The following is a 25,225-nucleotide window of genomic DNA, read 5'->3' as shown; positions in this document are numbered from 1 at the left end:
GCCGGGCCCAACCCTGCTGCCCGGCCCCGCTGTTCCCGGGCCCGCTCTGCTGCCGGACCCGACTCCGGTGCCGGGCCCGGCACTCTTGCCGGGCCGCTCCCTTCCCGGGCCCGGCTGTGGACCGCTCTCTTCCCGGGCCCAACCCTGCTGCCCGGGCCGCGCTCTGTTTCCGGGTCTGTTTCCCGGCGCGGCTCTGGTGCCCGGCCCTGCTGCGGTGCCGGATCCAGCTGTGGTGCCGGGCCCCGGTGGTGTCTGGCCCCGAGGCCACTTCCCCGGTCCGGGCCCGGACACAACGCCGGTCCCGGTCCAGCTCCCGTTGCCGGTCTCCGGTCACGCGCCGGTCCGGGTTCGGGCACCCCCCGGCAAGGGGCAGGGCGCCGGGCGTCCGGACCGGGTGGCGACGTGTGCGTGTGTGTCAGCGCCAGCTGTGCGGTGCCCGGTAGGCCCGGGCGGGCTCCGGCGGACGCCAGGCCGCGACCCGGCGCGGTACGTGCGGTATCCGGTCCCCGCCCGGCGGCCGGCCGGCGGCCAGCGAGAACAGTGTCACGGCAACAGCGGCGAGCTCTTCGTCGCTGGCCTGCCCCCGCTCGATCCTGAGCAGGGCAGTCCTACGTTCGGCAGCGTCCACGACCCCACCTCCCCTTTAAGCGCCAACGGTCGACCGCCGGGCTCAAAACAGGCTCGGGTCTGCCTGGAGCTGCCCGCACAACAGCCCCCGACACCACCCACCCCAACCCCAGACCCCAACCCCAGCCCCCCCTCACGCCTCTGGCCCCGCCCCGGAACACCTACCGCAAGACAGCCCCGGGACCCGCCACACAGGGGCACCCGCAACACGACCAACCCGCACACCCGCGAATCCCCCGCAGCGACCCGCGGGCGGCCCCGCACGAGCAGACAACCACCACCCCGCCTCGCCCCCACCCACCCAGCCCCACCACAGCGCCACGGCGCCACCAGCCAGGAGCAGCCCGGACACACACCCCTGCCCGGACACACACCCCATCCGGGACACGACACAACGTCAGGCCCCCAGCGGCAGAAGGCTCCTGAGACACACCCCCGGCACACCACCGGCACAGCCCGCCCGACCCCCCTCTCCCAACACCGCCCCACACCCCCACCCCCGCCCAGCCCCACCCCACGGCCACCACGACACCGCGCCCCCGGCACTCAGGACCCGTCCCGCACCCGTATCCGCACGCAAGGCCCGCCACCCCAGCCCGCACAGCCCACCCACCCCCTCCCCCATCACCCCACCCCCTCCACACCCCGCCGCCTCCCCTCAACCGGCCGCCTCCCCGCCTCCCGAACCCCTCACCCCCGGCCCACACCCCGGCTCCACACCACTCCGCCCCCCCACCCCATCCCTGCCGCACCCAACAGGCCGCGCCACCCGGACCGTCCGGGCCGCGCCACCCGGGCCATGCACACCGTCCGGACCAGGCCCCCGCACCTCCCCCGCACAGGCCGGGCCCTCCAGGCAGTACGGACCGCCCCCGAAAACGCACCCGGGACCGCACCCGGGGGCGGCCTGACCGGGGCAGAGGTGACACACCGTTTCATTAAAAACCGCTCGTACGGTTTTTAACGGGGCTAATGTCACGGGCATGTTCCCCGCCACCGCCTCCCCGCCCCACCCGCCGGAGAGCCGGAACGGAACCCCCGCCTTCCGGCCAAAGCGGCCCCCACCGCCCCCGCCCCGCCCCCCGCACACCCGCCGAGGTGGCCACGGCACGGAGGCCGGCGGGGAGGCAAACGGAATGCGTCACACCGGACCGTCCCCGCAGCGGAGCACGGCCCGCCTCTGGATATCAAACCGGCAAGTTGGTTTTATACGCGGTCTGGACACGAATCGTGACGGGAGTCACCAGTGAGCAAGCAGGAACGGGCCACCCGTACCCGCAACGCCCTCATCCTCTCCGCCGCCCAGCTGTTCGAGCGGTCCGGCTACACACAGGCCAGCCTGGACGAGATCAGCTCCGGCGCCCGCGTCAGCCGCGGCGCACTGCACTTCCACTTCGAGAACAAAGCAGCCCTCGCCGACGCCGTGGAACAAGCCGCCGCCCACACCCTGCGCACCACCGCCCACACCCCACCCCCCGACCCCACCAGCGCAGTCCAGGCCCTGATGGACCTCTCCCACCGCATGGTCCACCTGCTCCACCACGACATCGTGGTCCGCGCCGGCTTCCGCCTCAACTGCGACACCGGCCCACGCACCCCCCTGGACCTGCGCCAGGAATGGCACACCTGCGTCCACCAGCTCACCACCCGCGCCGCCGACGAACACGCCCTGGCCCCCGGCATCAGCCCCGACAGCCTCGCCGCCACCATCGTCGCCACCACCACCGGCCTGGAAGTCCTCAGCCGCGCCAACCGCAGCTGGCTCTCCCCCTCCTCCCTCACCAGCTTCTGGCAACTCCTCCTCCCCACCGTAGCCAGCCCACCCACCCTCCCCACCCTCCAACCCAACCGCACCCCCACCCACTAGCAGCTGTCCGATGGTCGTGTGACACTCCTTCTAGGAACTCGTTCCGTGGGGCATGGGGCGGGGAGATCTTTCGGATGAGGAGTGGGCTCGGCTGGAGCCGCACTTGCCGACGAATCACGGGCGGGGTGAACGCTGGCAGTGTCACCGTCGGGTGATCAACGCGATTCCGTTCCGGCAGCGGACCGGTCTTCCCTGGCGCGACCTGCCTCCTTGCTTCGGTAGCTGGAAGACGGTCCACGATCGTCATCGCAGGTGGTCGGCGGACGGCACGTGGAGAGGATCCTGCGGGCCGTCCAGGCCGACACCGATGCCGAGGGCCGGATCGACTGGAGCACGGTCAGCGTCGATTCCACGACCTGTCGCGCTCATCAGCACGCGGCTGGTGCCCCCAAGCGGGCCCCGAAGATCCCGGGTCGGCGCAGGAGCCCGGCACGTCATCGTTCCGATGAGGCCCTGGGGCGCTCGCGAGGCGGACTCACAAGCAAGATCCACCTTGCCGGGGAAGGCGGGTGTCGCCCGCTCGGGTTTGTCGTCACGCCCGGCCAGTGGGGGAATGCACCGCAGATGATTCCCGTCCTGGAGGAGATCCGCGTGCCCAGGCAGGCTGGTGGACGACCACATACTCGGCCTGGCCATGTCGGGAGAGATAAGGCGTACTCATCACGAGGCATCCGTCGTCACCTGCGCAGACGTCAGATCAAGCACACGATCCCCGAGCCGAGAGATCAGCGGGCCAACCGCCGACGCCGCGGCAGCCAAGGCGGCCGGCCCACAGGGTTCGACCAGGCGATCCACCGCCGCCGGAACGAAGTTGAGCGGACCACCAACCGGCTCAAGAACTCCCGCACTGTCACCACGCGCTTCGACAAGCGGGCGTACGTCTTCCACGGGACGGTCACCGCGGCGGCGATCCGCCTATGGCTGCGTCCGGAGAGCAGGGCCCCGGCTCAGAGGTCCTTGGCACCCGGGTAGTGGTGGCGAAGTTCGCTGAGTACACGCTCGTCGTCTGCCCTGACGTCCCAGGAGGAACTATCGAACTCGGTCAGGACGAGCACCAGCTTGTCCCCGGCGAATCCCCGTGCTTCGGCATCGATCAACTGGAGGAAGGGGGTCGTCAGCGACAACAGAGTCAACGTGTCCATGCCGGTGTCGGCGGACCGCCTCTTCACCTCGACACAGCGAGGGTCGACGATCTCATCGAATTCGATGCGCCAGGTCAGGTCCAGGCCGTAACTGCCGAGCCGAACCAGCAGCTCAGCCAGCGTCACGTAATGCTTTCCGTGCCAGGCAGGAAACGTGATCCCGTACATCTCTGCCTTTGCTTCAGCTGTATCGCGTACCATGCGGCCCCCTTCGTTCAGCGAACAGCAGGGCACGCCCCTGATCAGCTCATACGACCCATCGGACAGCCCCCAACCCCCCACCCCACCCCAACCCACCCCACACCCCCAGACCGCCCCGCCCTGCACAATCCGGCGGACTACCACCCCCAACCCAGCCCCCAAGACACCGCCCCGCCCCCGCCCAACCCCACCTCTGCCCCACCCCGCCAACGAACCCGCCCCCGCCCGACACCCCGGGTTGCCCCGCCCCGCCCCGCCCCGGCCCCGCCCGGCCCTCGGGTTGTTCCGCATCCCGCGCTGGCCGGCCTCCAACCCGCCCCTGCCCCGATCGTGAGCAACCCCGCCCCGCCAGGCCCCCAAGCCCTCACCTCTGCCCGCTACCGGGCTGCCCCACTCCCACCACAGTCACAGATGGCCTCGCGTCCGAACCCCGCACAGCACCGCCCATGCCAGCCCCCCGATCATCCCGCCCACACCCAACCCGGCGCCCCCACCACCCGCACCCGGCACCGACCTGCCCGCCCCCTGAACCGCTCCCACCGGCACCCAGCCCTGCCATGGCGGACCGCTTCACCCCCCTTCCCGCGCCTATACCCGCCCCTGCCCCTGCGCCCCGTGTCTGCGCCTGTGCCTGTGTCTGCCCCTGTGCCCTATGTCTGTTCCTGCGCCTGTGTCTGTGCCTGTCCCGGTGCCCTGTGTCTTGGCTGGGGTTGCATTTGGTCCGGCGTAAGCGGGCTGGAACCAGACACAAACGAGACCACCCACAAAGAGCCGACAAAAAGGAACAACCAACCCCAAGGCCGCCAGACGCGAACCCACCCACAACCACAACAGAAACCCAACACCCCGAAACCAGCCAGAAGCGGGACGCCCCGGACGGAAACCCGGCACGACAGCACAGCCCCAACGGCCAAACACAGGACGAAACACACAACAACCCAAAAAACGGGCCGCGACAACAACCCCGAAGACCGGATAGCAACGAGACACAGAACAACCCCGAAACCCGGACAAGGCAAGACAACCCAGAGGAGCGGCCAGGGACGGAACAACCCGCCAGGCCGGACAGAAACAGAACCGGACCAAGGGCCGAACAAAGGCAGGACAACGCCCCAGGAACCGAACCGGGACGCAACAACCCGCCCACCCACACCAAACCGGACACCCCAGGGACCAGACAGCAGCTCAACCACCCGGAGAGAGCCCACAGGAACGGAACAGCCCCGGAAGCCAGACGCGAAACCAGCACCGAGACGCCGAACAACCCCAAAGCCCGGACAAGGCAAGACAACCCAAGCACCGAGCAAACCCAGGGCCAGGACGAAACGACGACCGCCCCGCACAGCCACCACCCAACAGGCCCGAACACAAGGCCTCAGACCTGTGCGCCGGCGTACCGGCCGCCCTCACCCCATGCACCCATACCGGAAAACCCCTGCCCGGCACACTCGGCGCCCAGCGCTACCCCACGAACCGGACCACAGCGACGACCTGCCCAACAGCTCCAACACCTGCAACGCACACCATGAATTTCACCGCCACATGCATCACGACGCCCCCTCACACACAGCCAAAGCAAAAAAGACCAGACACCCCACACCAACAAGACAACAACCACCACACACACAAACCCCAGACACAAACCCCCCCATAAAAAAAACCCTCGACCCCACCCCCACCCCCGACGACGACAAGGACAAGGACAAGGACAAGGGCAAGGACGAGGCGCACCAGCACACAAAACCAGAAACAAAAACAACCAACATCAACACACGAAACGCAGACACCCCACCTCAACCCACAAAAACATCAACCCACAAAAACAACACAGTCACCCCCACCCCCCACCCCGACCCTCACCCACACACCGCACACCGCACACCGCACACCGCACACCGCGACTAACCACAGCAAAACAACCCACACAACCCAAAAAACAACCCCCACACAACAAACCCCGCCCCCCGGCCACCAACCCCGCCCGCACCCCCCACCCCTCACCCCGACGACGACACCAACCCCGACTGCGGCACCGACACCGCCTCCGCATACAACCGCGCCCCCCGATCCGCCGCCACATCCAACCGCGCCAACACCGCCGGCACCGTAATCGCCGGAATCACATGCTCATACAAAACCGAAATCCGCCGCTCCACATCCGCCAAACCACACTCCAACTGCGAAAACAACTGCACCCCATGAAACGCAGACACAATCAACTCCGCCGTCTGCCGCGGCACCACATGCGACAACACCTCCCCCCGCTCCTTCGCCTCCGCCAACGTCTGCGCCGACAACTCAATCCACGCCGGCCACGCACTCCCATAATGCTCACGACCCTGCGGATCCGACGACAACACCGCCCCCGCCCTCACCACCGGATCCCGCGGCAACCGATACGCCAACAACAACCCCGCATCCACCCACTCCTGCACCTTCAACTCCTGCACCGGCCCCGCAAACGCCACCTGCGCCTGCAACACCCCCCGCGCCAACGCCTCCTTCGAATCAAAATGAAAATACAAAGCCCCCTTCGTCACCCCCGCCACCTGCAAAATATCCGACACCGTCGCCGCCGAATACCCACACTCCGCAAACACCACCGCCGCAGCCTCCAACACCGCCCGCCGCGTCCGAACAGCACGCTCCTGCCGCGCCACCCCACACCACCCCTCCACACACCCACACCAACAACAACACCAACCACACCAAAGCAGCCCCCACAAAAGAAACCGCCACCCCCGAACCCTACCCACACCACCCCCCACCACCCCCCAACCCACCCACGCCACACCCAACAACCCGGCAGCCTCACCAGATACGACCGCCCGATACTGCAGCAACAGCCCACGCGACGCTGGGCAATCGACGCAAGCAACACAAAGGGGGCCGCCTCCGCAAAAGACGACCCCCAGAACCCCAACTCACCTCACCTCACCGACCAGCCACACCAGCCACTGCCAGTCGGCCCAACGGCCATCGGTACCGCAGGCCCAGCCGCCAGCCCCTTCCTCCGCCGACGCCGCCAGCCAGCCAGCCCGCCCCCCAGCTCCCCGACGACAGACCGGGCGCCGCTATGACACCGCTACGGCACCGCTACACACCCCGCCCAGGCCAACTCCGCCCAGCCGCCGCCTCCGCATCCACCCGCAGCAGCAGCTCCTCATCGATCTCCCCCAGCGAGCGCACCACATGCCGTGCCCCTGCCCGCTCCATCAGTGGCCGCTGGAACCCGCTCTCGTAGTCACTGGGATGCCCGATGAACGCCACTCCCAGATCCCTCGCCGCCTCCGCGACCCGCGCCACGTCGTCGATGAACATGACCTGGTCCAGCCGCAGTCCGAATACGTCCTCGGTGATTTCTCGGATACCCGGCCGGAAGTCGTTCGTGCACACGTAGCCCGGCTCGTCGAACAGTCCCGCAAGCTCCAGGTCCCCCAGGTAGCGGTCGAAGTGCTTCCGCTCCAGCCCTCCGTAACACACCGTGGACGCGCCCAGTCCGCGCAGCCGTTCCAGCAACTCCCGCGCCCCGGGCAGCACCCGCACCGGGTGCTCCGCCACGTATCGCTCCCGCTCCTCGAAGTACGCCGCGAGCAAAGCCTCCGCGCTGCCCCCGAGTACCTCCGCGGCGGCCCGCGCCGCCACCATCTGCGACTGCGACAGCAGCGCTTGCTCCAACTCCGGCCCGTACACGCCGCCCCGCGACTCCACCAGGCGCCGGATCACCGGGCCGAAACTGTCGTTCAGCAGTACCCCGTCAATGTTTACCGCGATCAACCGCACATGGCTCAGCTTCTGCCCCTCAGCCGAACCCGTACCTGCAACTGCGCCCGCGCCCGCGCCGAGCGAACCCTCACGACCCGTCATCACAACAACCCCACCCTCACCATCAACAACGAACTCGACACGAATCAAACCTGTACAAGCCGCCGACCGGCCCAGCCGTCCCCGGTCCCAAACCGCAAACACAGCACAGCAGTCGGTGCAGTGCAGTGCACAACGCAACTCCGCACAGCGCAGCGGAAGTCAGGCAAACCGCCGACTTGAACCAACCACGCCACGTCTCTGGCCAGCCGACCACCCCAACAGCCGACGAGTCGTCGTCTGCCCGACCCCGCCCCGTCGACGGCGCGAAAGCATAACAAGGGAACCGGACGCCCTGTTTTCCATCGCAATAAACGGACTACGGAATTCCTCTTCACTTCCCTGCGCCCTGAAATCCGGGCCCCCGCCTCCGCCCCCGCCCACCCCGGACTATCCCCGTCCCCGACCCTCACCCCCTCCCACCAGGAACGCAACTACCCAGCGTCACGAAATCCCGAAACCTTACCCCCGCCCCGAAACCGCAGCAGCGGAATATCAGAATCCGAATAACGCTCCGTCCTGCCGCGTGTAATCACCATCAACCCTTGAAAAGGAAACCGGTGGGTATGTATGTTATGGCGTCACTTTCATTTCGCCTCCGGGGGAGAGGTTCATGAGCAGCAGTCTCGTACTGTCGAAAGACGCCCAGGTCACCCACACCACCAGCAGCGGCACGGCAACTCCAGACGTCACCACCGTCGGGGTTACGGCCGGCGCCGCCACCCCCGACATCGCGCAGAACTCCACGAATGGCAACACGACCGGCGCCAACACGACGAGCACCGACAGCGTGACCGGCACCGCGACTGGCTCCGTGAACGGCACCGCCGGCAACCCCGCAGGTGTCACGGATCGCCCCGCCGCTCCGACCGGCGCCACTCGTCGGAACGGTGCCGCCACAACGGCCCCCGTTCCGCCCCGCCTCACCACCACCGTCCCCGCCGAGTACGTGCACCGCGCCGCCCTCGCCGAGGTCTTCCTCACCGGATGCGAGAAGAGCGGTCCCGAGACCTACATCCTCACCGGTCAATGGCCCCGCGCCCACACGTTTTTCACCACCCTGGACGGCCGCCACGACCACCTCCAGGCCTGCGAGACGCTCCGTCAGACCGGCATCTATCTCGCCCACGCCGAGCACGGCATACCCCTCGGCCACCACTTCGTCATGCAAGACATGACCGTCACCACTCACCCCGAGCACCTCACCATTGGCAGCACCCCCACGAACCTCACCCTCCACACCACCCTCTCCCGGCCCGGCCGCAGTCCCCAGTTCACCATCACGCTCACCATCACCAACCCTGAAGGCCAGACCCTCTCCACCGGTCACGGCCACTTCACCTGCATTTCACCGGCTGCCTACCACCGCATGCGCACGGCCAGTAATCCCGACAACACCACTGACCCCACCACGCACACCCTCAAGGCGCTCGTCCACACCCCCACCGATCAGGACCCCTCCCTCTACGGCCGCGTTCACTCCCGGGACCTGGTGCTCACCCCCACCCACCAGCCCCTGACCTACCGGCTCAACCCCCACCCGGAGCACCCCGTCCTCTTCGACCACGACGGTGACCACCTCCCCGGCATGGTCCTCATAGAGGCCGCTCGGCAAGCCACGTATCCGCACCCCCCGACGACGCAGCTCACCCACACGCACACGGTCTTCCACCGCTACGTCGAACTCACCACCCCCACCACCGTCACGGTCACGCCCCCCACGCACACCCACAACACGACCACACACACCGTCACCACTCACCAGACCAATTCCCCCACCCACACCACCACTCTCATCCACACCCATCTCTGACCATGCGCCGATGCTCTCCATTCATCTGCAGTTACGTTCATCCACGGTTCAGCCGTTCAAGATGATCCGTAACTCGGGTGCCGGGAATTGATCAGTTCACTGGTGCAATTCCCGTGCCCTCGCCCGCGACGTCGAGGCGGATCATCGGCCAAGCATCGGTTCAATTGCAGAACAATCCAACATCGCCCGGCGGCGCTTCCCGGCGGCGCTTGCCGACCTCACTTGCCGACTCGGTAAAGAAGAGAGCGGGCCGACCTCCCGGTCGGCCCGCTCTCGCTTTCTCGTTCACACACTTCAACTGCGTTGTCCGTCGTCTGAGCGACGGTGATCGTGCCTGCTTGCCGCGCGCCACGAAGGTGGGGCAGGCTCGCTCCATGACTTCGGTTCTGCAAAATGTGGCGATCGACTGCGCCAACGCCTATGAACTCGCCCGGTTCTGGAGCGAGGTGACCGGTCGCCCGTTGCACCCGGAGGACCGGCCCGGCTCCAAGGAGACCCAGGTGATGCTGCCGGAGGGGCCGTTCCTGTACTTCAACGAGGTGGCCGAACCGAAGACCTCCAAGAACAGGCTCCACCTGTGCCTGCGTCCGGAGACATCTCGCGAGGCGGAGGTCGAACGGCTGCTGGGGCTCGGTGCCACGTTGGTCGCCGACCGCCGGGAACCGGACGGGTCGGGGTGGGCCGTGCTCGCGGATCCCGAGGGCAACGAGTTCTGCGTCCTGCGCAGCGAGTCCGATCGGGCCGCCTCGGCGACGACCACGACTTCCGGCAGTCGCACGTCCGTCGCACAGGAATCCTATACGTCCCCGTGACGGGGCCACCGGGCCGGAAGAGTGCCGGGCAGTCCACGGGCAGCTCCCTCCCCCTTCGTCCCCTCACCCCCTCACCCCCTCACCCCGCATTGGTCAGCCGTTGTCGGGCAGGAGAAACCGAGCAGCAGCACCTGAACCGTGACACAGCTCTCCCCGCCCCTCTTCCCTCGACAGGATCACGGACCATACTGGTCGGGCTCCGATCACCTACAGAACGAATCCATGGCCAAGAACAGCAGCTCCTCGACCACCGTCCCCGACACCGCGTGGCTGGGGCGCGGGCGCCATCTCGGGCCCGAGCCCGAGCAGGATGTCCGGCGCAACCTGATCGCCCTCAAGGCGGCCGGGGTGCTCGACGCCTTCCTGGATCTCGACCCCGCGGAGGCGGCCCGCTCCACCGTCCTGCATCCGCGGGACGAGTCCGCCGACCCGGGACCCTCGGCCCGCCGGATCTTCGAGGCCCGCTGGCACGTGACCGATGACGTCACGGTGCGCGCCCAGCTGACCACGTACGACTCCGACACCCGGCGCAAGGACGGTGACGGGGGTGTCACCTGGGTCCTCGCCGCCGAGGCGGAGCAGGTGTGGGACGCGCACTGGCCCTCGCCCGCCACCATGTTCTGGCCCGACAGCGATCAGGTTCCGTGGGACCACGACGTACCGTGCGACCTGCGGCTTCGAACCACGAATCACCTGCCCAAGGACGATGACGAGCTGCGCCACCTGCTGCGGGAGTGCACTCGCCGGAGCTGGTACATCCACGTCGTCGTGCACGAGGCGATGACACCGGACGCGAAGGGCCAGCAGCCGGTCTCGACGTTCCTGCCGCCGAGCCTGCGCCACCAGGTCGTCGAGCACCGGGGCACGCCGGAGCAGGCGCAGATCGCCGACTTCGCGATGAAGCGGGAATTGAGCGTACGCATGCCCCGCGGGGGCGCCGTCGTCCTTCCCACGGCTCCGCCGCACCCGGAGTACGACGCGGAGCGGTTCTCGGTGCGCACCGTCTTCCTGGACGGGTCGGAGCCGACCGAACTCCTCGACAGGGTCAAGGAGTTCGCCGCGCTCCCCCGCCCGCTGTCCGCCGAGGCCGAGCAGGCCCTCACGCGGCTGCGGCAGGGCTGGCACCTTCTCACCCCGGACGAGGAGCTGGCCCATGCCCAGGACATGGTCACCAAGTACGCCGAGGCCCTCGACGCCATGACGACCTCGCGCGACCTGTACCGGGAGGCGGCCGAGGCCGCGCAGGCCGCGTTGGCCGAGGTGACGGGTGGAGACGTGGCGCCCGTCACGACGACCGCGCCGGGTCAGGGCAAGACGGACGGGGGCGCGGCCTCGCCGCTGAGCGCCCTCACCAAGGCGTTCGGCCGCTTCCGGGAACCGAAGAAGTAGATAGAAGAGATAGAAGTAGAGAGAGGCAGTAGGAGTCGGCCGCGACCGGTGTATATCCCGTGCGCACCGAGGCCTGGAGATCCATATACTCGTTCGAACTCGGAGAGCAAGATCAGCGAGCTGAGCTGAACCAGGCCCAGCCAAGCCGAGCCGAGCCAGAACGGGGGATCGAGATGAAGCTTGCCGAAGCGCTGGCGGAGCGTGCTGAGGCGACACGTCGCGTCGAACAGTTGCGCTCGCGTGTCGTCGGCAGCGCGCGCTACCAGGAGGGCGAGACGCCGCCCGAGGATGCGGCCCAGTTGTTGGCCGACGCCGGCGAGGTGCTCGACGAGCTGGAGTCACTGATCCGGCGCATCAACCGGACCAACGCCGCCGCGGACCTGGGCGAGCACGGCACGCTCACCGACGCGCTCGCGCGCAGGGACGTGCTGCGCCTGCGCCACTCTCTGGTCACCGCGGCCGCGGACGCGGCGGCGGGCACGGGCGAACGGGGGTACGGACGGCAGCTGCGCTCCGAGCTGGTGATGCTCTCCGCCCTGCCCGTCGCGGAGCTGCGCGGCCAGGCGGACGCACTCGCCCGCGAGATCCGTGAGATCGACGTGCGGATCCAGCGCGCCAACTGGGAGGTCGACCTGCTGGACTGAGTCGGTTCGGCCGATCGCAGCATGATGATGGGGAGCAGGTAGCTGTTCCGGAAGCGTGCACACACCGAGGGCCGGCGGTTTCCGGCCCACGCCTGGCGCGTGAAGAGCAACGCGGGGGTTCGACTCCCCGATGACAGTGGAGCTCAGCACCGCGTACAGGTGACAGTGCACCATGCACAGCACATCACCACGTGCAGATCCGGGCAGTGAGGGCGGGTTCGGGGCACCCCCGTCATCGAAGACCTTCCTGCGAGCGGTCGGCCGTCCGGACACTGGATGTCAGAGCTGGCCCACCTGTGTGATCCGCTCGTCCCCGAGGCTCCGCTGCACGTCCTCCAGGAGGATGCCGAGGAGCTCGGTGAGCCGGGTCTGCTGCTCGGCGGTGAGGCCGCTGATCAAGTCGGCCTCCCTGCCCAGGACTTGGTCCACCGTCGCCTCCACGAGGGCGTGGCCCGCTTCGGTCAGGGTGACCTCGACCGTACGGGGCCTGCCCTCCCCGGGGCGGCGGGTGACCAGGCCTTCGCGTTCGGCTCGGGCCACACGCTGCGAGACGGCGCCCGCGGTGACCATGGAGAGCCGGCCCAGTTCGCGGGTCGTCAGGGTGTACGGCGTACCGCTGCGGCGCAACACGCTCAGCAGGTCCAGCGTCGCCGTGTCCACACCGGCCCGTGCGAGCACCCGCCTCCGGTCGTCGCCGAAGAGCTTCGCCAACTGCCAGATCGGCGTGACGATGCCGATCGACGTGGCGGGGGTGCCGGGGCGCTCGCGCTCCCAGGCGTTCGCGATGTCCCGCGCGGTGTACGCGGCAGTTCCGGCCGCCGCACGGTCACCGCCGCCGCCCTCCACTCCCTCAGCCGCCGCACGGCCACCACTGTCACCCCCGACACCGTCGACAGCCTCGCGGCCACCGCTGCCGCCCCCCGCTCCGCCGATCGCCTCGCGGCCACCGACCCCGCTTCCCGCTTCCCCGGCCCCCGCCGTCCCGCGCATCCTCTTCTCCACTCCCACGCCTGCCTTCCGCCTGCCTTCCAACCTCGGCCCCGGCCCCTTCGGGCACTCGCACCATCAATGGTACGTTTACGTTTAGATCTAAATTTAGTCCTCAATGGATGTTGGAGTTCAGCTTATGGCACGCGCACGCACCATCCTGATCACCGGCGGCGGCACCGGCATCGGCCGCGCCGTCGCCCGCCTCTTCGCGGAGCGCGGCGATTCCGTGTTCGTCACCGGGCGCCGCCGCGAACCCCTCGACCGCCTGGGCGCGGAGATCGGCGCGACCGGCGTGGTGTGCGACCACACCCGCCCCGAAGCGCTCACCGCACTCCTCGCCGAGCTCCCCGAGCGGGTCGACGTCCTCGTCAACAACGCCGGCGGCAACACCGACTTCGACGGCGACCGGGAGGGCGAGACGCCCGACCTCGTCGCGTACGCGGAGGCCTTCCGTGCCAACCTCGACGCGAACCTCGTCAGCGCCGCCCTGACCACCCGGGCCCTGGACGGACGGCTCGCGGACGGGGGCGCGGTCGTCCACATCGGGTCGATCGCCGCGTCCCGAGGTTCCGGCGCCGGTTCCTACGGGGCCGCCAAGGCCGGGCTCACCGCCTGGAACCTGGACCTCGCCCGCGCACTCGGGTCCCGCGGCATCACCGCCAACGTCGTGGCGCCCGGCTACATCGCGGACACCGAGTTCTTCCGGGACAGGCTCCCCGACGAGCGGCGTGAGCAGCTCGTGGCGGCGACCGTCACGGGTCGCGCCGGTTCGCCCGTGGACATCGCGGAGACGGTCGCTTTCCTCGCCTCCCCCGGCGCACGCCACATCACCGGCCAGGTGCTGCACGTCAACGGGGGTGCATACATGAGCAGTTGAGCGCACGCCCCCGGTCGGACGACAGGAACCCGACGGAGCTCGGCTGGAACCCGAGAGAGCTCACGGAATCCGACGGAGCTCGACGGGTGCGTCAGGCTCCGTCGGCGTACACAGATCCCGTGGACTTGTGTGCGGAACGGCGCCGTTGCAGCGTAAGTTGTGCGTTGAACAGTCCACGCCACGGTTGAAAGACGGACGGTACCCATGACCGACCACGCCATGACGCCCGGTCCTGGGGCGCACCAGAAGATCGACACCTCGGTGCCGCACTCGGCCCGGATCTGGAACTACTGGCTGGGAGGGAAGGACAACTACCCCGTCGACGAGGCGGCCGGTGACGCGTACAGCGCCGTCTTCCCCGGCATCGTCACCGTGGCCCGCAGCAGCCGCGCCTTCCTGCGCCGCAACATCACGCACCTGGTGACCGAGGCGGGCATCCGGCAGTTCCTGGACATCGGGACCGGACTGCCGACGGTGGACAACACGCACGAGGTCGCCCAGCGGCTCGCCCCGGACGCCAGGATCGTGTACGTGGACCACGACCCGATGGTCCTCACGCACGCCCGCGCCCTGCTCACCTCCACCCCCGAGGGCGCGACCGCCTACGTCGACGCCGAGCTCTCCGACCCCGACCGGATCCTGGCGGCCGCCGCGGAGACACTGGACCTCACCCGTCCCACGGCCCTGATCCTCAGCAACATCCTGGGGCACATCGGCGACTACGACCAGGCGCGCGCGATCGTCGCCCGGCTCATGGACGGTCTGCCGTCCGGCAGCTACCTCTCGATCAACGACGGCTCACGCGGTATCGACGCCGCCTACGAACGGGCCCAGGACGCCTACAACGAGACCGGCGCCGTCCCGTACTTCCTGCGGCCCGTCGACAAGATCGCGGCGTTCTTCGACGGACTCGAGCTCCTGGAGCCGGGCGTCGTGTCGGTCCCCTTCTGGCGCCCCGAGGCCGGGGCGCCCGCCGCGGAACCCATTGGTGAACACGGCGGGCTCGCCCGCAAGCCCTGACCCCCTCGGCCCTCAGACGGTTCCGAGGTCCGACGAGTACCAGTGCTCGGGACGCAGGTAGTAGACGGCCTGCTCGCCGTGGTCCTTGGAGGCGAACTCCACGTACGGCTCGACCTTCTCGGGCGCGAGATAGCGCGCCGAGATCTCGCGCAGCTGCTCGACGGTCGCCTCCTCGGTGCGGACGACCGGGCCCTCCACGGAGACGTAGCGGATGGTCGGCTCCAAGCGGTCGACCATCAGCGAGAAGCGCCCCGCCGCGGCGATCAGCCGACCCTTCTTGGAGTGGCGGCCCGTCATCACCCAGAGCTCGCCGCCCGGCTCGTACTGGTACCAGATCGGCAGGGTGAGCGGCGCCCTGCCGTCCTCCGCCGCCACGGCCAGCGCCCCGATGTGCGGCTCGGCCAGGAACAGTTCGCGTTCTTCGACGCTCAGGGGCATAAGGGTCTCCTTCTCGAACCGCCCGGGATGGCGGCAGGGCGGTGGGGTAATCGAAGTGGTGACGGCGACGGTGGGGCGGTGACGGTGGCAACTGCCATCAACTCGCCTGCCGCAGCGTGTGATCTGTTTCCCCCGTAAGCCGCTTCCGTAGGACCCACCCGCCACCCGATTGACTCGTTCGGGTGGTGACGGCGACACCCGTACGGGCTGTCTGACCCGTACCCGCACAACCCCCTTCCCTCGTGGTCACGTTCGACCCTCGGCACGTCGCCGAGCGGGCCTTCTTCGAAGTCGGCCCCGGGATGCCGGAATCGGCGCTCAAGGGAAACGAGCCGCACAAGCGCCTGCCGTCACCCGGTTCCGCGAGTAATTCCATCCCGGCATCACGCAGGACCCGGCGAACGTCGTCCGAGTCGGCCCGGCCTCCGACCGCCGCTCCCCTGACCGTCCCCAGCTCGCGCCGACCCGAGCCGCGTGAACAAGCAGGACAAAACAGGTAGGCGTGACAAGCTGGGCACGCGGAACAGGCGGGTGTGTGTCAGCGGTTAGGAGACCAAGCTGGTCTGCGACATCGAAGTGCAGGCGGGTCGAGTGCGCCCTGACCGTGCAGGTGCTGACGACAGCGGACGCGGAGGCGCGCGGGCGACGCCTCGCCACGGTCTCACAGGGTTGGGCTGCCCGGCCGCGGGCTGACGGCCCTCAGCGGGGCAGACGCATGGCGAGGGTGACGACGGCGCCGATGGTGCCGGCCGAGACCTTCAGGTACTCGGTGATGTGGCGGGCGAGCCACAGACCGCGTCCCTCGCCGGGGTCGCCGATGCCGGGGGCGAGCGGAGGGATGACGTCCGCGGTGAAGCCAGGGCCGGAGTCGTGGATGTGGCACTCCAGGTGGCCGTCGACGCGCCGCAGTGTCAGCGTGCCGCCGCCGCCCGCGTGAGTGATGGCGTTCGTGGCCACCGCGTCGATGGCCACGATGAAATCGCTCCGCTCTGGTTCGGGCAGTCCTTCACGGTCGGCGTACTGGTCGACGAGCATGCGCAGGCGCGGCAGGTCCTCCTGGGTGAAGGGGCATTCCAGCAGGAGGGTGGCAGACTGTTCAGCGGGCCCGGGGGACGTCATCAGCGGGTCACCTCGCTGAGCAGGAGGTTGGGCATGTTCTCCGCACCCGCCATGCGCAGTATGCGGACGCCCGTGGGATGGCACAGGGCGCGGATCCCGTGGTCCTCGGACGCCGCGGCCAGTCGCAGCAGGTCCACGGCGCAGGCGGCGCTGAGGAAAATGAGTTGGGACATGTCCAGTGTCAGCCGCCGCTCGTCGGCCGTGCGCAGGAGTCCTTCGCGTACGGCGGAGAGGAACTGTTCGCGGGTGGCGACGTCCGCCTCGCCCGCCAGGTACACGGTGCCGGGCGTCTGTTCCACGTGGAGTTCGCCGAGGCGGGACAGCAGTCGGCAGGGGTGGGCCCGGTGCATGGCGGTCAGGACGTCGGGGGCGAACGAGCGGCTGTCGTATGCGCAGATCTCGGTGTAGGGGCGGTCGGTGAACAGGTGCTGGGCGTGCGATTCGCGGTGCATCATCACCGCGATGTCGGCGTCGAGGTCCGCCACCCAGTGCATGTCGATGTAGGTGCGCAGGCCGCGGTAGCCCTCCTCCAGAGCACGGCCGGTCTCCTCCTCGATGCGCTGCCACTGGCGCTCGGGGGTGAAGTGCGGGGCGGGGTGGATGAGTGCGCGCATGCTGCTGACCACCAGCTGGCCCCGCTCGCGGGCGGCTCCCAGGAGGGGGCCCGGCGCGTCGAGGCTGTTCCACACTTCGCTCTCGTCCGTCCGGGGCGAGGAGAAGACCATGACTTTCTCGTGCCGGGCGAGTCCCGTCCACGTGAACGTGGTGACCACCTCGCGGCCCGCGTCGTCGTCCGCGTAGCTGACGAACGCGTGATCGCCGGACCGGAGTTGCTGCACCGGCATCGTGCCGACAGATGCCGCGCCGTCAGCAGCGGCCATCGTTCACCCCCCAAGTCTTCGAATGGACCGCCAGGGAACACCTTCCGCGGCACGGGCAGCCACAATAGAGACGTCTTCGCTGCTCGGGGCCACCGCCGCGCACAATGATCGGAAGTGACCGGCACTACGCGCATTACTGCCGTGTTCCGATCGGCGGCGGTGCGGCATGCGTCAGGCGGGCCAGCAGGTCGTCGAGCGTGACCATGCCGGTGAGGCGGCCCGTGTCGTCGCTGACGACGGCCAGAGATGCGCGGTGTCTGCGCAGCTGTTCGATGGCATGACCGAGGGTGTCCTTGGCGGCGAGTTCCGGTACCGGGCGTGCCAGTTCGCGCGCGGTGACCTCGGTGCGGTCACGTGCGCGGGCGATCAGTGCGTCGCGGGCGTGCACCGAGCCGACGACCAGGGGGCCTTCGAACACGAGGAGGCGGCTGCGGTCGTGCGCGGCGGCCGTGGAGAGGATGTCGTCGATGCCCGCCGCTGCCGGGACCGAGGTGATCTGTGCGGCCGGCGTCTGGAGGTCGCCGACCGGTGAGTCCGGCTCGGTGAGGGAGTTGGTGATCAGCTCCGAGTCGTGTTCGCTGATGAGGCCGAGGCGCGCGGACTCCGTGACGAGATGGGTGAGCTGCTCGCGGTCGTGGACGGGGGCGAGCTCGTCGCGCGGGGTGACGCGGCAGAGCCGTACCAGAGTGTTGCTGACCTTGTTGAGCCCTCCGATGAGCGGGCGGACGACCTTGACGACCGCGCGGAACGCCGGTGAGAGGAGCATGGCCGAGCGCTCCGGGTGGGCGATGGCCCACGACTTGGGCGCCATCTCGCCGACGACCATGTGCAGGAAGACGACGACGATCATCGCGAAGGCGAAGGACACGCCGTAGCTGACGCCGCTGGGCAGGCCCCAGCGGTGCAGCAGAGGGTCGAGCTCGTGCGAGATCGCGGGCTTGGAGATGGAACCGAGGCCCAGGGTGCAGACGGTGATGCCGAGTTGCGCGCCGGCCAGCATCAGGGACAGCTCGCGCATGCCGGCGAGCGCGGCCTTGGCGCCGCGCCGTCCGTCCGACGCGGCCTTCTCCATGCGGTGCCGTCTGGCGGCGACGAGCGCGAACTCGGCGGCCACGAAGAAGCCGCTGCCGATCAGCAGCAGGACGGTCAGGAAGAGCGCCATCGGGAAGCTCATGCGCGCGGCTCCTCGTCGTGCGGCCGTTCCCTGTCCGGGAGGGGAACGTCGGGGTGGGCCTCGGGGAGCCGCTCCAGGCGCACCTGTTCCGCGACGTGCCGCTCCAGCGTGCGTACGTCGATCACGACGGCGTCCCCGTCGTCGAGCCGCACGATGAGTCTGTCGCCGACGGACGGGAAGCGGCCGAGCCGGTCGACGACGAATCCGGAGACGGTGTCGTAGTCGTCCTCCTCGGGCAGTTCGATCCCGGTGGCCTCGGCGACCTCGTCGAGTCGGCGTCCGGCGTCCACCAGCCAGCCCCGGCGGTCGGCGACGGCCAGTTCGACGACGGTGTCGCTCTCGTCGGCGATGTCGCCGACGAGTTCCTCGGCGATGTCCTCGTACGTGACGATGCCCGCCACGCCTCCGTGCTCGTCCAGGACGACGGCGAACTCGTCGTCGCGCAGCCGCATCTGCTCGACGGCGTCGGGCAGTTCGAGCGTGTCCGGCAGGAGCAGTGGCCGCCGGGCGACCGCACCCGCGGTCGTACCGGACAGGCTGCCCGCGGTGAGCCGCGTCAGCTCGCGGACACCGAGCACGCCGCCGATGTCGTCCGGGTGATCGCCGAGCACGGGATAGTTCGAGTGGCCGTGCGCGGCGACGAGTTCGATGGCGTCGGCGGCGCTCGCCTCCTTGCGGACGAAGACGGCGTCGGCGCGCGGCACCATGACTTCGTCGAGAGTACGGTCGGAGAACTCCAGGGCGTGGTCGAGGAGCGTCGCGGTGTCCTCGGGAAGCTCCCCCTGTTCGTGGGACTCGCCGATGAGGTGGCCGAGCTCCTCCAGGGTCGCGCCGTGGTGCAGTTCCTCGACGGGTTCGATCCCGACGCGGCGCAGCAGGCGGTCGGCGGCGCTGTCGAAGATCCGCACGATGGGTCCGACGACCTTCAGATACGCGAGGGTGGAGGCGGCCAGGGACTTGGCGAGGCGTTCGGGCACGGCGAGCGCGAGGTTCTTGGGGGCCAGCTCGCCCAGGACCATCTGGACGACGGTGGCCAGGACGAAGGCGAGGACGACGGAGATGCCGCCGACGGCGCCTTCGGGGATGCCGATGCCGGTCAGTGCGGGCCTGAGCAGGGCGGACACGGAGGGTTCCGCGATGAAGCCGACGACCAGGCCGGTCACGGTGATGCCGAGCTGCGCGCCGGACAGCATGAAGGAGAGCCGTGCGAGGACCTTCAGGGCGCGGGCCGCCCGCTTGTCGCCCGCCGCCGCCTCGCGGGCCAGGGCGAGGCGGTCCGCCGAGACGTACGCGAATTCCTGCGCCACGAAGTAGCCGGTGCCGGCGGTGAGGACGAAGACGGCCAGCAGGCCGAGGGCGGCGCTCATCGGCGCGTCGGTGGGGAGAGCGGTGGGGGGTCCGTCGGCGGGATGAGCGTCGGGGGGTCCGTCGGTGAGGCGGACAATGCGGTGCTCCTCGTTCAGGGTGTTTCAGGACAACGGTCCTGCTCGTCCTGGGGTTCCCTGATCACTTTCCGCCGCCACGGCGCGGCGTGCCACCCGATGTGGGCGTTCATGTGCGGGCACCGCGTGCCGTCGGGCGGGAAGGCGGTTCCCGTCTCGTCCTCCATCGTGGCGAAGAAGCGGCGTCCGGCGGAGGACTGGCGTGAGGTGGACCAGGTGTACCCGGCGCCCGCGGTGACGGCGAGGTGCAGGGCGTGCCGTCCGATGCCCTGGCCCTGCCAGTGGGCGGCGACGGCGACGTTGCCGATGTATCCGAGCCGACAGGGGTGGCAGACCTGGAATTCGAGGGTGCCGACCTCTCGGTCGTCGCGGTCGCGGACGACGACGGCCCGGCGTCCCGCGGGCAGCGTCTCGACGACGCTCTCGTAGTGGACCGCGGGAGGCCGGGCCGGAGGATTCACTCGGCCGGTTCCTTCTGTTTCTGTTCTTGCTGCTTCTGTTCTTGCTGTCTCTGACCTTCCACCTGTGCCAGCCCCTTCCCTCGGGCGAGGGCGGTCGCGTCCTGTCTGAAGGCCCAGGTCATCCTGGGCTCCATGGCGAAGCGGAACACGCGCTGCACCGGCGGCGTGCAAAGGAGCGTGATCACTGTTCCGGCGAGGAGGGTGACGGTGATCTCGCCGAGCGGGCGGTGGACCCAGTCGGCGTCGTACCAGTCCCAGAAGCGGGATCCCTTGGCGAGGAAGCCGTGCAACAGGTAGCCGTACAGCGTTCCGGCGCCCAGTGCCGTGAACCACAGCTTCCGTCCCGGCACCCACGCGAAGAAGCAGGCGACGAGAATCAGCGAGCAGCCGAAGAGCGCGATGGTCATGACGGCGCCCGACCAGCCGGGCGCGGCCAGTTCCTGTGCGCTGTCGCGACGGTAGAACCATGCCGCGTTCATGCGCGGTGCCGCCCAGTAGGCGAAGGCCAGGGCCGCGGCGAAGACTGGCAGGGCCAGGATCCGCGCCTCGCGGCGCCGCACCATCTGGAAGTGGGCCGGTTTCAGGACGAGGCCGAGGACGAAGAAGGGCAGGAACTGCAGGACGCGCTGCAGGTCGAGGTCGTCTCCGATGTCGGGCGACACGGACGCCAGGACGGCGATGGCGAGCGCGATGGGCAGCGGCCATCGCACGAGCTTCCACAGGGGCGTCGTCAGGCGCCAGATGAAGAGTGCGGCCAGGAACCAGGTCAGGTACCAGGGGTCGAGCAGGCTGATGGGGTAGTCGGGGTCGTCGCCCGCCCACCGTTTGAAGAAGGTGTACGCGACTTCGAAGATCACGTAGGGCACGGCGATCCCCGTGACCAGGCGACGGATCCGTTGGGCACTCGCGTCGAAGCTGCGGGAGAAGTAGCCGGAGATGACGATGAACGCCGGCATGTGGAAGGTGTAGACGGTGATGTACAGCGCGGCGGCTGCCCTGCTGTCGCCGCGCAGCGGTTCCCACGCGTGTCCCATGGCGACGAGGACGATCGCCAGGTACTTGGCGTTGTCGAAGAACGAGTCCCGCTGCTTGGACCGTCCCGCCGCGTGCGCACCCGGGTTCGCGGTGGTGAGCGGGCGCAGTGTGGGTCGTTGGGGAGGCAGCGCCAACGCGTGAGGGCCCGTCGGCCGTGCTGTCTCGCTCAAGATGCCTCCCACGGTGAACCTGGGCCTGCGAAATCGCGTCTTGCTCCGAATGCGGGTGATGCGTCGTCGCAGAACATCTCCGGCACCCTAGCCATACTTCTACAGTCGCGTAAAACCCCACTGGTCGTGGGCTTCACCACGTGGATCGGGCGTCCCTCGGGACAGGTGCCGTACGCCGACTGACCCCGGTTACCCACAAAGACGTCAACGAATCAGAAGCGCCGCCGAAACGGATGAGGCCGGTACGACACCTCCTGGTGTCGTACCGGCCTCATGTGCCGTCAGTGACGGCTGCCCCGCTCGTGCGGGGGTCAGTCCGTGCCGAACTCCATCGCGGCGCGGTCGAGCGCGGCGTCCTCGGTGGAGACCTGACCGCGCGACGCGATGGCCTCGGCGCCGCCTTCCGGCATCTCCGGCATGCTGCCGATCAGTCCGGTGGCGGCCGCCTGGGCGGCGCCGATGGACGGGTTGGCGGTGCCGATCAGGCCGAGGCCCGCGTACTGCTCCAGCTTGGCGCGCGAGTCGGCGATGTCGAGGTTGCGCATGGTGAGCTGGCCGATGCGGTCCACCGGGCCGAACGCGGAGTCCTCGGTGCGCTCCATGGACAGCTTGTCCGGGTGGTAGCTGAAGGCCGGCCCCGTGGTGTCGAGGATCGAGTAGTCCTCGCCGCGCCGCAGCCGCAGCGTCACTTCGCCGGTGACGGCCGCGCCCACCCAGCGCTGCAGCGACTCGCGCACCATGAGGGCCTGCGGGTCCAGCCAGCGGCCCTCGTACATGAGCCGGCCGAGACGCCGTCCTTCGTTGTGGTACTGGGCGAGGGTGTCCTCGTTGTGGATCGCGTTGACGAGGCGCTCGTACGCGGCGTGCAGCAGGGCCATGCCGGGCGCCTCGTAGATCCCGCGGCTCTTGGCCTCGATGATCCGGTTCTCGATCTGGTCGGACATGCCCATGCCGTGGCGTCCGCCGATGGCGTTGGCCTCCATCACCAGGTCGACGGCGGAGGCGAACTCCTTGCCGTTGATGGTGACCGGGCGGCCTTGGTCGAAGCCGATCGTCACGTCCTCGGCGGCGATCTCGACCTCGGGGTCCCAGAACCGCACGCCCATGATGGGCTCCACGGTCTCCACGCCGGTGTCCAGGTGCTCCAGCGTCTTGGCCTCGTGGGTGGCGCCCCAAATGTTGGCGTCGGTGGAGTACGCCTTCTCCGTGCTGTCGCGGTAGGGCAGCTCGTGGGCGAGGAGCCACTCGGACATCTCCTTGCGGCCACCGAGTTCGGTGACGAAGTCGGCGTCCAGCCAGGGCTTGTAGATCCGCAGCTGCGGGTTGGCGAGCAGGCCGTACCGGTAGAACCGCTCGATGTCGTTGCCCTTGAAGGTGGAGCCGTCGCCCCAGATCTGGACGTCGTCCTCGAGCATCGCGCGGACCAGGAGGGTGCCGGTGACGGCGCGGCCGAGCGGCGTGGTGTTGAAGTACGCGCGACCGCCGGAGCGGATGTGGAACGCGCCGCAGGTCAGCGCGGCAAGGCCCTCTTCCACCAGCGCGGCGCGGCAGTCGACCAGGCGGGCGATCTCCGCGCCGTAGGTCTTGGCGCGGCCGGGCACCGAGGCGATGTCGGGCTCGTCGTACTGCCCGATGTCGGCGGTGTAGGTGCACGGGACGGCGCCCTTGTCGCGCATCCACGCGACCGCGACGGAGGTGTCGAGACCGCCCGAGAAGGCGATGCCGACGCGCTCGCCGGCGGGGAGGGAGGTGAGGACCTTAGACATAGGAAGAGTATGCATCATCTCGCATGGTCATGCAAAGGTGGGTGTGCATGACCCCCGACCGGTGCCGTGCGAAGGACAGGCGGTGTACGGGGGTCAGACGGTGTACCGGGGAGGGCAGACGGCGTACGGGGGGCAGGCGGCGTACGGGGGGCAGGCGGCGTACGAGGCTCAGGCCGCGCCGTCGAACGGCGTGATGCGGCGGTACGCGGCCCGGGCGTACCACACCCGGGCCGTCGCCGTTCCGATGAGGGCCGCGGTCAGCAGGCACGCCACCCAGCCGGGGTCCCGGTGCCCGGCCCAGGAGAGCTCCCCGGTGGGGTGGGCGGCGAAGACGTTCAGCAGGGCCCAGCAGAGCAGGGCCGTGCCGGGCGCCGCGACGAACCGGCCGAGTGTTCCGACGAGGGCGGCCAGTACGGAGAGTGCCGCGAGGGCGAGGCCCGTGCGGTCGAGTGCGCCGAGCAGGTCGAACGCGATGACCAGTACCAGGGAGCCCGAGCAGGCCGTCGTCCACACGAACGGCGTCGCCATGGGTTCAGGGACGGCTCTTGCACCCTTGGCGATGTACCGCCACTCCACCACCGTCGTTCCTCCCCACCGCCGGGTGCCGGGCGCCACACCGGCCCCCGGCCTCACCCCGGTCGGCCGATTGTCCCACCCCGTGCCGGGAAAGCCGAGGTCGGATCAGTAGAGCTTGTTCACGGCGGTGGCGGTCGTCTTCTTGAAGTCGGCCGCCTGAGCGTTCGCGAAGTTGCCCATCTGGCCCCACCGCACGAGCGTCACCGTGTTGCCGTCGCGGCCCACCGAGAACATGTTGATGTCGGAGGCGCCCCAGGTGGCGGTGGTGTGGACGCCGTAGACGTGGGCGCCTTCCTCGGCGTTCACCTTTCCGTAGTACTTCTGCTCGGCGGTGATGTCGGGGTACTGCTTCATGACGGACTCCGCGCACCCGTCGAGGTTCTTCTTCAGGAGGGCGGCGAAGTCCTTGGCCCGCTGCTCGCTGCGCTCGACGACGGTCACCTGGAGCGCGGTGGTGTCGAGGTCGGTGTGGTAGGCGCGGTGCACCGAGATCGACGGCAGGGCCTCGCCGACGCACATCGGCAGCGGGTCGGGCTGGCCCGCCGTCACAGGCCCGGCGGTCCAGGAGGACGAGGCGTGCGGGGGCAGTTCGCCCGGCGACAGGAACCGGGGGGTGCCGGCCGCGGCGGCCGGTACGGTGCTCGCGGCCACGCCGGCGGCCGCCAGCGCGACTCCCACGGCGAGCAGTCCCTTGTTCGCGCGCTTGTTCATCTCCATCGTGTTCCCCCATCGGATGTGGTTGGGCGTGCTGGTCCGGGGACCTCGTGCGCGTCATCAGAAACCGCTCCCTCGATCCCACGCTCCATACGACCCGCGACCCCTCGCCCTCGTTGCCCTCCGCCGCGTCACAGCTCTGTCCCCGGTGTCACCGAACGGCAACAGCACGGATCTCCCCTGCTCACGGGCAGCCTGTGACC

23 protein-coding genes are annotated in these 25,225 nt (G+C 69.2%); 8 read left to right on the top strand and 15 right to left on the bottom strand.

The genetic code is table 11. The annotated features are described in order from the left end of the window. Window positions 1-415 precede the first annotated feature (415 nt). Window positions 416-628, bottom strand: a complete 213-nt coding sequence (locus tag DEJ47_RS36150; protein ID WP_150163982.1) for an acyl-CoA carboxylase epsilon subunit — start codon at window positions 626-628, stop codon at window positions 416-418. Between the two features lie 1,245 nt (window positions 629-1,873). Here DEJ47_RS36150 and DEJ47_RS36145 point away from each other — a divergent pair. Both DEJ47_RS36145 and DEJ47_RS36140 read left to right on the top strand, forming a co-directional pair. Then, window positions 1,874-2,494, top strand: coding sequence for a ScbR family autoregulator-binding transcription factor (locus DEJ47_RS36145; RefSeq protein WP_150163983.1), 621 nt, complete (start codon window positions 1,874-1,876; stop codon window positions 2,492-2,494). A 52-nt stretch (window positions 2,495-2,546) separates the two neighbouring features. Then, window positions 2,547-3,466, top strand: a protein-coding gene (locus DEJ47_RS36140) for an IS5 family transposase (protein ID WP_150175327.1) whose coding sequence is annotated in 2 segments (ribosomal slippage) — window positions 2,547-2,769 and window positions 2,769-3,466 — 921 coding nt in all. Because the reading frame shifts where the segments join, the coding sequence is not laid out codon by codon here. Here the strand turns inward: DEJ47_RS36140 and DEJ47_RS36135 are convergent. From DEJ47_RS36135 to DEJ47_RS36125, 3 genes are all read right to left on the bottom strand, one after another. Next, entirely contained in the window at window positions 3,442-3,837 is a 396-nt protein-coding gene (locus tag DEJ47_RS36135) for a hypothetical protein (protein ID WP_223828655.1), read from the bottom strand. The genes DEJ47_RS36140 and DEJ47_RS36135 overlap by 25 nt on opposite strands. Window positions 3,838-5,834: 1,997 nt before the next feature. Beyond that, window positions 5,835-6,497 carry a ScbR family autoregulator-binding transcription factor gene (locus DEJ47_RS36130; protein ID WP_150163984.1) on the bottom strand — a complete coding sequence of 221 codons (663 nt, stop codon included), beginning with the start codon at window positions 6,495-6,497 and terminating at the stop codon, window positions 5,835-5,837. Between the two features lie 436 nt (window positions 6,498-6,933). After that, complete coding sequence (locus DEJ47_RS36125; protein WP_223828654.1) at window positions 6,934-7,704, bottom strand: HAD family hydrolase; 771 nt, start codon at window positions 7,702-7,704, stop codon at window positions 6,934-6,936. A 610-nt stretch (window positions 7,705-8,314) separates the two neighbouring features. Between DEJ47_RS36125 and DEJ47_RS36120 the strand changes: the two genes are divergently transcribed. From DEJ47_RS36120 to DEJ47_RS36105, 4 genes are all read left to right on the top strand, one after another. After that, entirely contained in the window at window positions 8,315-9,514 is a 1,200-nt protein-coding gene (locus DEJ47_RS36120) for a ScbA/BarX family gamma-butyrolactone biosynthesis protein (RefSeq protein ID WP_150175326.1), read from the top strand. Window positions 9,515-9,888: 374 nt separating this feature from the next. Beyond that, window positions 9,889-10,326 carry a VOC family protein gene (locus DEJ47_RS36115; RefSeq protein WP_150175325.1) on the top strand — a complete coding sequence of 146 codons (438 nt, stop codon included), beginning with the start codon at window positions 9,889-9,891 and terminating at the stop codon, window positions 10,324-10,326. A gap of 222 nt (window positions 10,327-10,548) precedes the next feature. Beyond that, complete coding sequence (locus tag DEJ47_RS36110; RefSeq protein ID WP_150175324.1) at window positions 10,549-11,715, top strand: hypothetical protein; 1,167 nt, start codon at window positions 10,549-10,551, stop codon at window positions 11,713-11,715. 173 nt (window positions 11,716-11,888) lie between these two features. Continuing rightward, on the top strand, window positions 11,889-12,359 hold the full coding sequence (locus DEJ47_RS36105) for a DIP1984 family protein (RefSeq protein ID WP_150175323.1): 471 nt from the start codon (window positions 11,889-11,891) through the stop codon (window positions 12,357-12,359). Between the two features lie 279 nt (window positions 12,360-12,638). Here the strand turns inward: DEJ47_RS36105 and DEJ47_RS36100 are convergent, their stop codons facing one another. Next, window positions 12,639-13,205 carry a MarR family winged helix-turn-helix transcriptional regulator gene (locus DEJ47_RS36100; protein ID WP_150176115.1) on the bottom strand — a complete coding sequence of 189 codons (567 nt, stop codon included), beginning with the start codon at window positions 13,203-13,205 and terminating at the stop codon, window positions 12,639-12,641. A 280-nt stretch (window positions 13,206-13,485) separates the two neighbouring features. On the opposite strand from DEJ47_RS36100, the gene DEJ47_RS36095 reads away from it, so the two are divergent. Continuing rightward, complete coding sequence (locus tag DEJ47_RS36095) at window positions 13,486-14,226, top strand: SDR family NAD(P)-dependent oxidoreductase (RefSeq protein ID WP_150175322.1); 741 nt, start codon at window positions 13,486-13,488, stop codon at window positions 14,224-14,226. A 204-nt stretch (window positions 14,227-14,430) separates the two neighbouring features. Beyond that, complete coding sequence (locus DEJ47_RS36090) at window positions 14,431-15,246, top strand: SAM-dependent methyltransferase (RefSeq protein ID WP_150175321.1); 816 nt, start codon at window positions 14,431-14,433, stop codon at window positions 15,244-15,246. A 12-nt stretch (window positions 15,247-15,258) separates the two neighbouring features. On the opposite strand, the gene DEJ47_RS36085 is transcribed toward DEJ47_RS36090, so the two are convergent. From DEJ47_RS36085 to DEJ47_RS36040, 10 genes are all read right to left on the bottom strand, one after another. Then, window positions 15,259-15,684 (bottom strand): pyridoxamine 5'-phosphate oxidase family protein, encoded by a 426-nt coding sequence (locus DEJ47_RS36085; protein ID WP_150175320.1) that lies wholly within the window; start codon window positions 15,682-15,684, stop codon window positions 15,259-15,261. A gap of 699 nt (window positions 15,685-16,383) precedes the next feature. Beyond that, the gene (locus DEJ47_RS36080) at window positions 16,384-16,803 is read right to left on the bottom strand and encodes an ATP-binding protein (RefSeq protein WP_150175319.1); all 420 of its coding nucleotides are present in this window, start codon (window positions 16,801-16,803) and stop codon (window positions 16,384-16,386) included. Then, window positions 16,803-17,684 (bottom strand): MEDS domain-containing protein, encoded by an 882-nt coding sequence (locus DEJ47_RS36075; protein WP_223828653.1) that lies wholly within the window; start codon window positions 17,682-17,684, stop codon window positions 16,803-16,805. Before DEJ47_RS36075 ends, DEJ47_RS36080 begins: the two co-directional genes overlap by 1 nt. A gap of 133 nt (window positions 17,685-17,817) precedes the next feature. Beyond that, complete coding sequence (locus DEJ47_RS36070; RefSeq protein ID WP_150175318.1) at window positions 17,818-18,858, bottom strand: hemolysin family protein; 1,041 nt, start codon at window positions 18,856-18,858, stop codon at window positions 17,818-17,820. Continuing rightward, window positions 18,855-20,225, bottom strand: coding sequence for a hemolysin family protein (locus tag DEJ47_RS36065; protein ID WP_150175317.1), 1,371 nt, complete (start codon window positions 20,223-20,225; stop codon window positions 18,855-18,857). The genes DEJ47_RS36070 and DEJ47_RS36065 overlap by 4 nt, the downstream gene beginning before the upstream one ends. Before the next feature lie 92 nt (window positions 20,226-20,317). Further along, window positions 20,318-20,761, bottom strand: coding sequence for a GNAT family N-acetyltransferase (locus DEJ47_RS36060; protein ID WP_150175316.1), 444 nt, complete (start codon window positions 20,759-20,761; stop codon window positions 20,318-20,320). Next, the gene (locus tag DEJ47_RS36055; RefSeq protein ID WP_150175315.1) at window positions 20,758-21,966 is read right to left on the bottom strand and encodes an acyltransferase family protein; all 1,209 of its coding nucleotides are present in this window, start codon (window positions 21,964-21,966) and stop codon (window positions 20,758-20,760) included. Before DEJ47_RS36055 ends, DEJ47_RS36060 begins: the two co-directional genes overlap by 4 nt. Before the next feature lie 311 nt (window positions 21,967-22,277). Then, window positions 22,278-23,732 carry an argininosuccinate synthase gene (gene argG, locus DEJ47_RS36050; protein ID WP_150175314.1) on the bottom strand — a complete coding sequence of 485 codons (1,455 nt, stop codon included), beginning with the start codon at window positions 23,730-23,732 and terminating at the stop codon, window positions 22,278-22,280. A 168-nt stretch (window positions 23,733-23,900) separates the two neighbouring features. Beyond that, the gene (locus DEJ47_RS36045) at window positions 23,901-24,260 is read right to left on the bottom strand and encodes a hypothetical protein (protein ID WP_202459302.1); all 360 of its coding nucleotides are present in this window, start codon (window positions 24,258-24,260) and stop codon (window positions 23,901-23,903) included. Between the two features lie 153 nt (window positions 24,261-24,413). After that, entirely contained in the window at window positions 24,414-25,025 is a 612-nt protein-coding gene (locus DEJ47_RS36040) for a hypothetical protein (RefSeq protein WP_150175312.1), read from the bottom strand. Window positions 25,026-25,225: the final 200 nt, after the last annotated feature.

This window comes from Streptomyces venezuelae, assembly GCF_008642355.1.
GTDB lineage: Bacteria > Actinomycetota > Actinomycetes > Streptomycetales > Streptomycetaceae > Streptomyces > Streptomyces venezuelae_B.
This window is presented reverse-complemented; position numbering and strand designations above follow the sequence as displayed.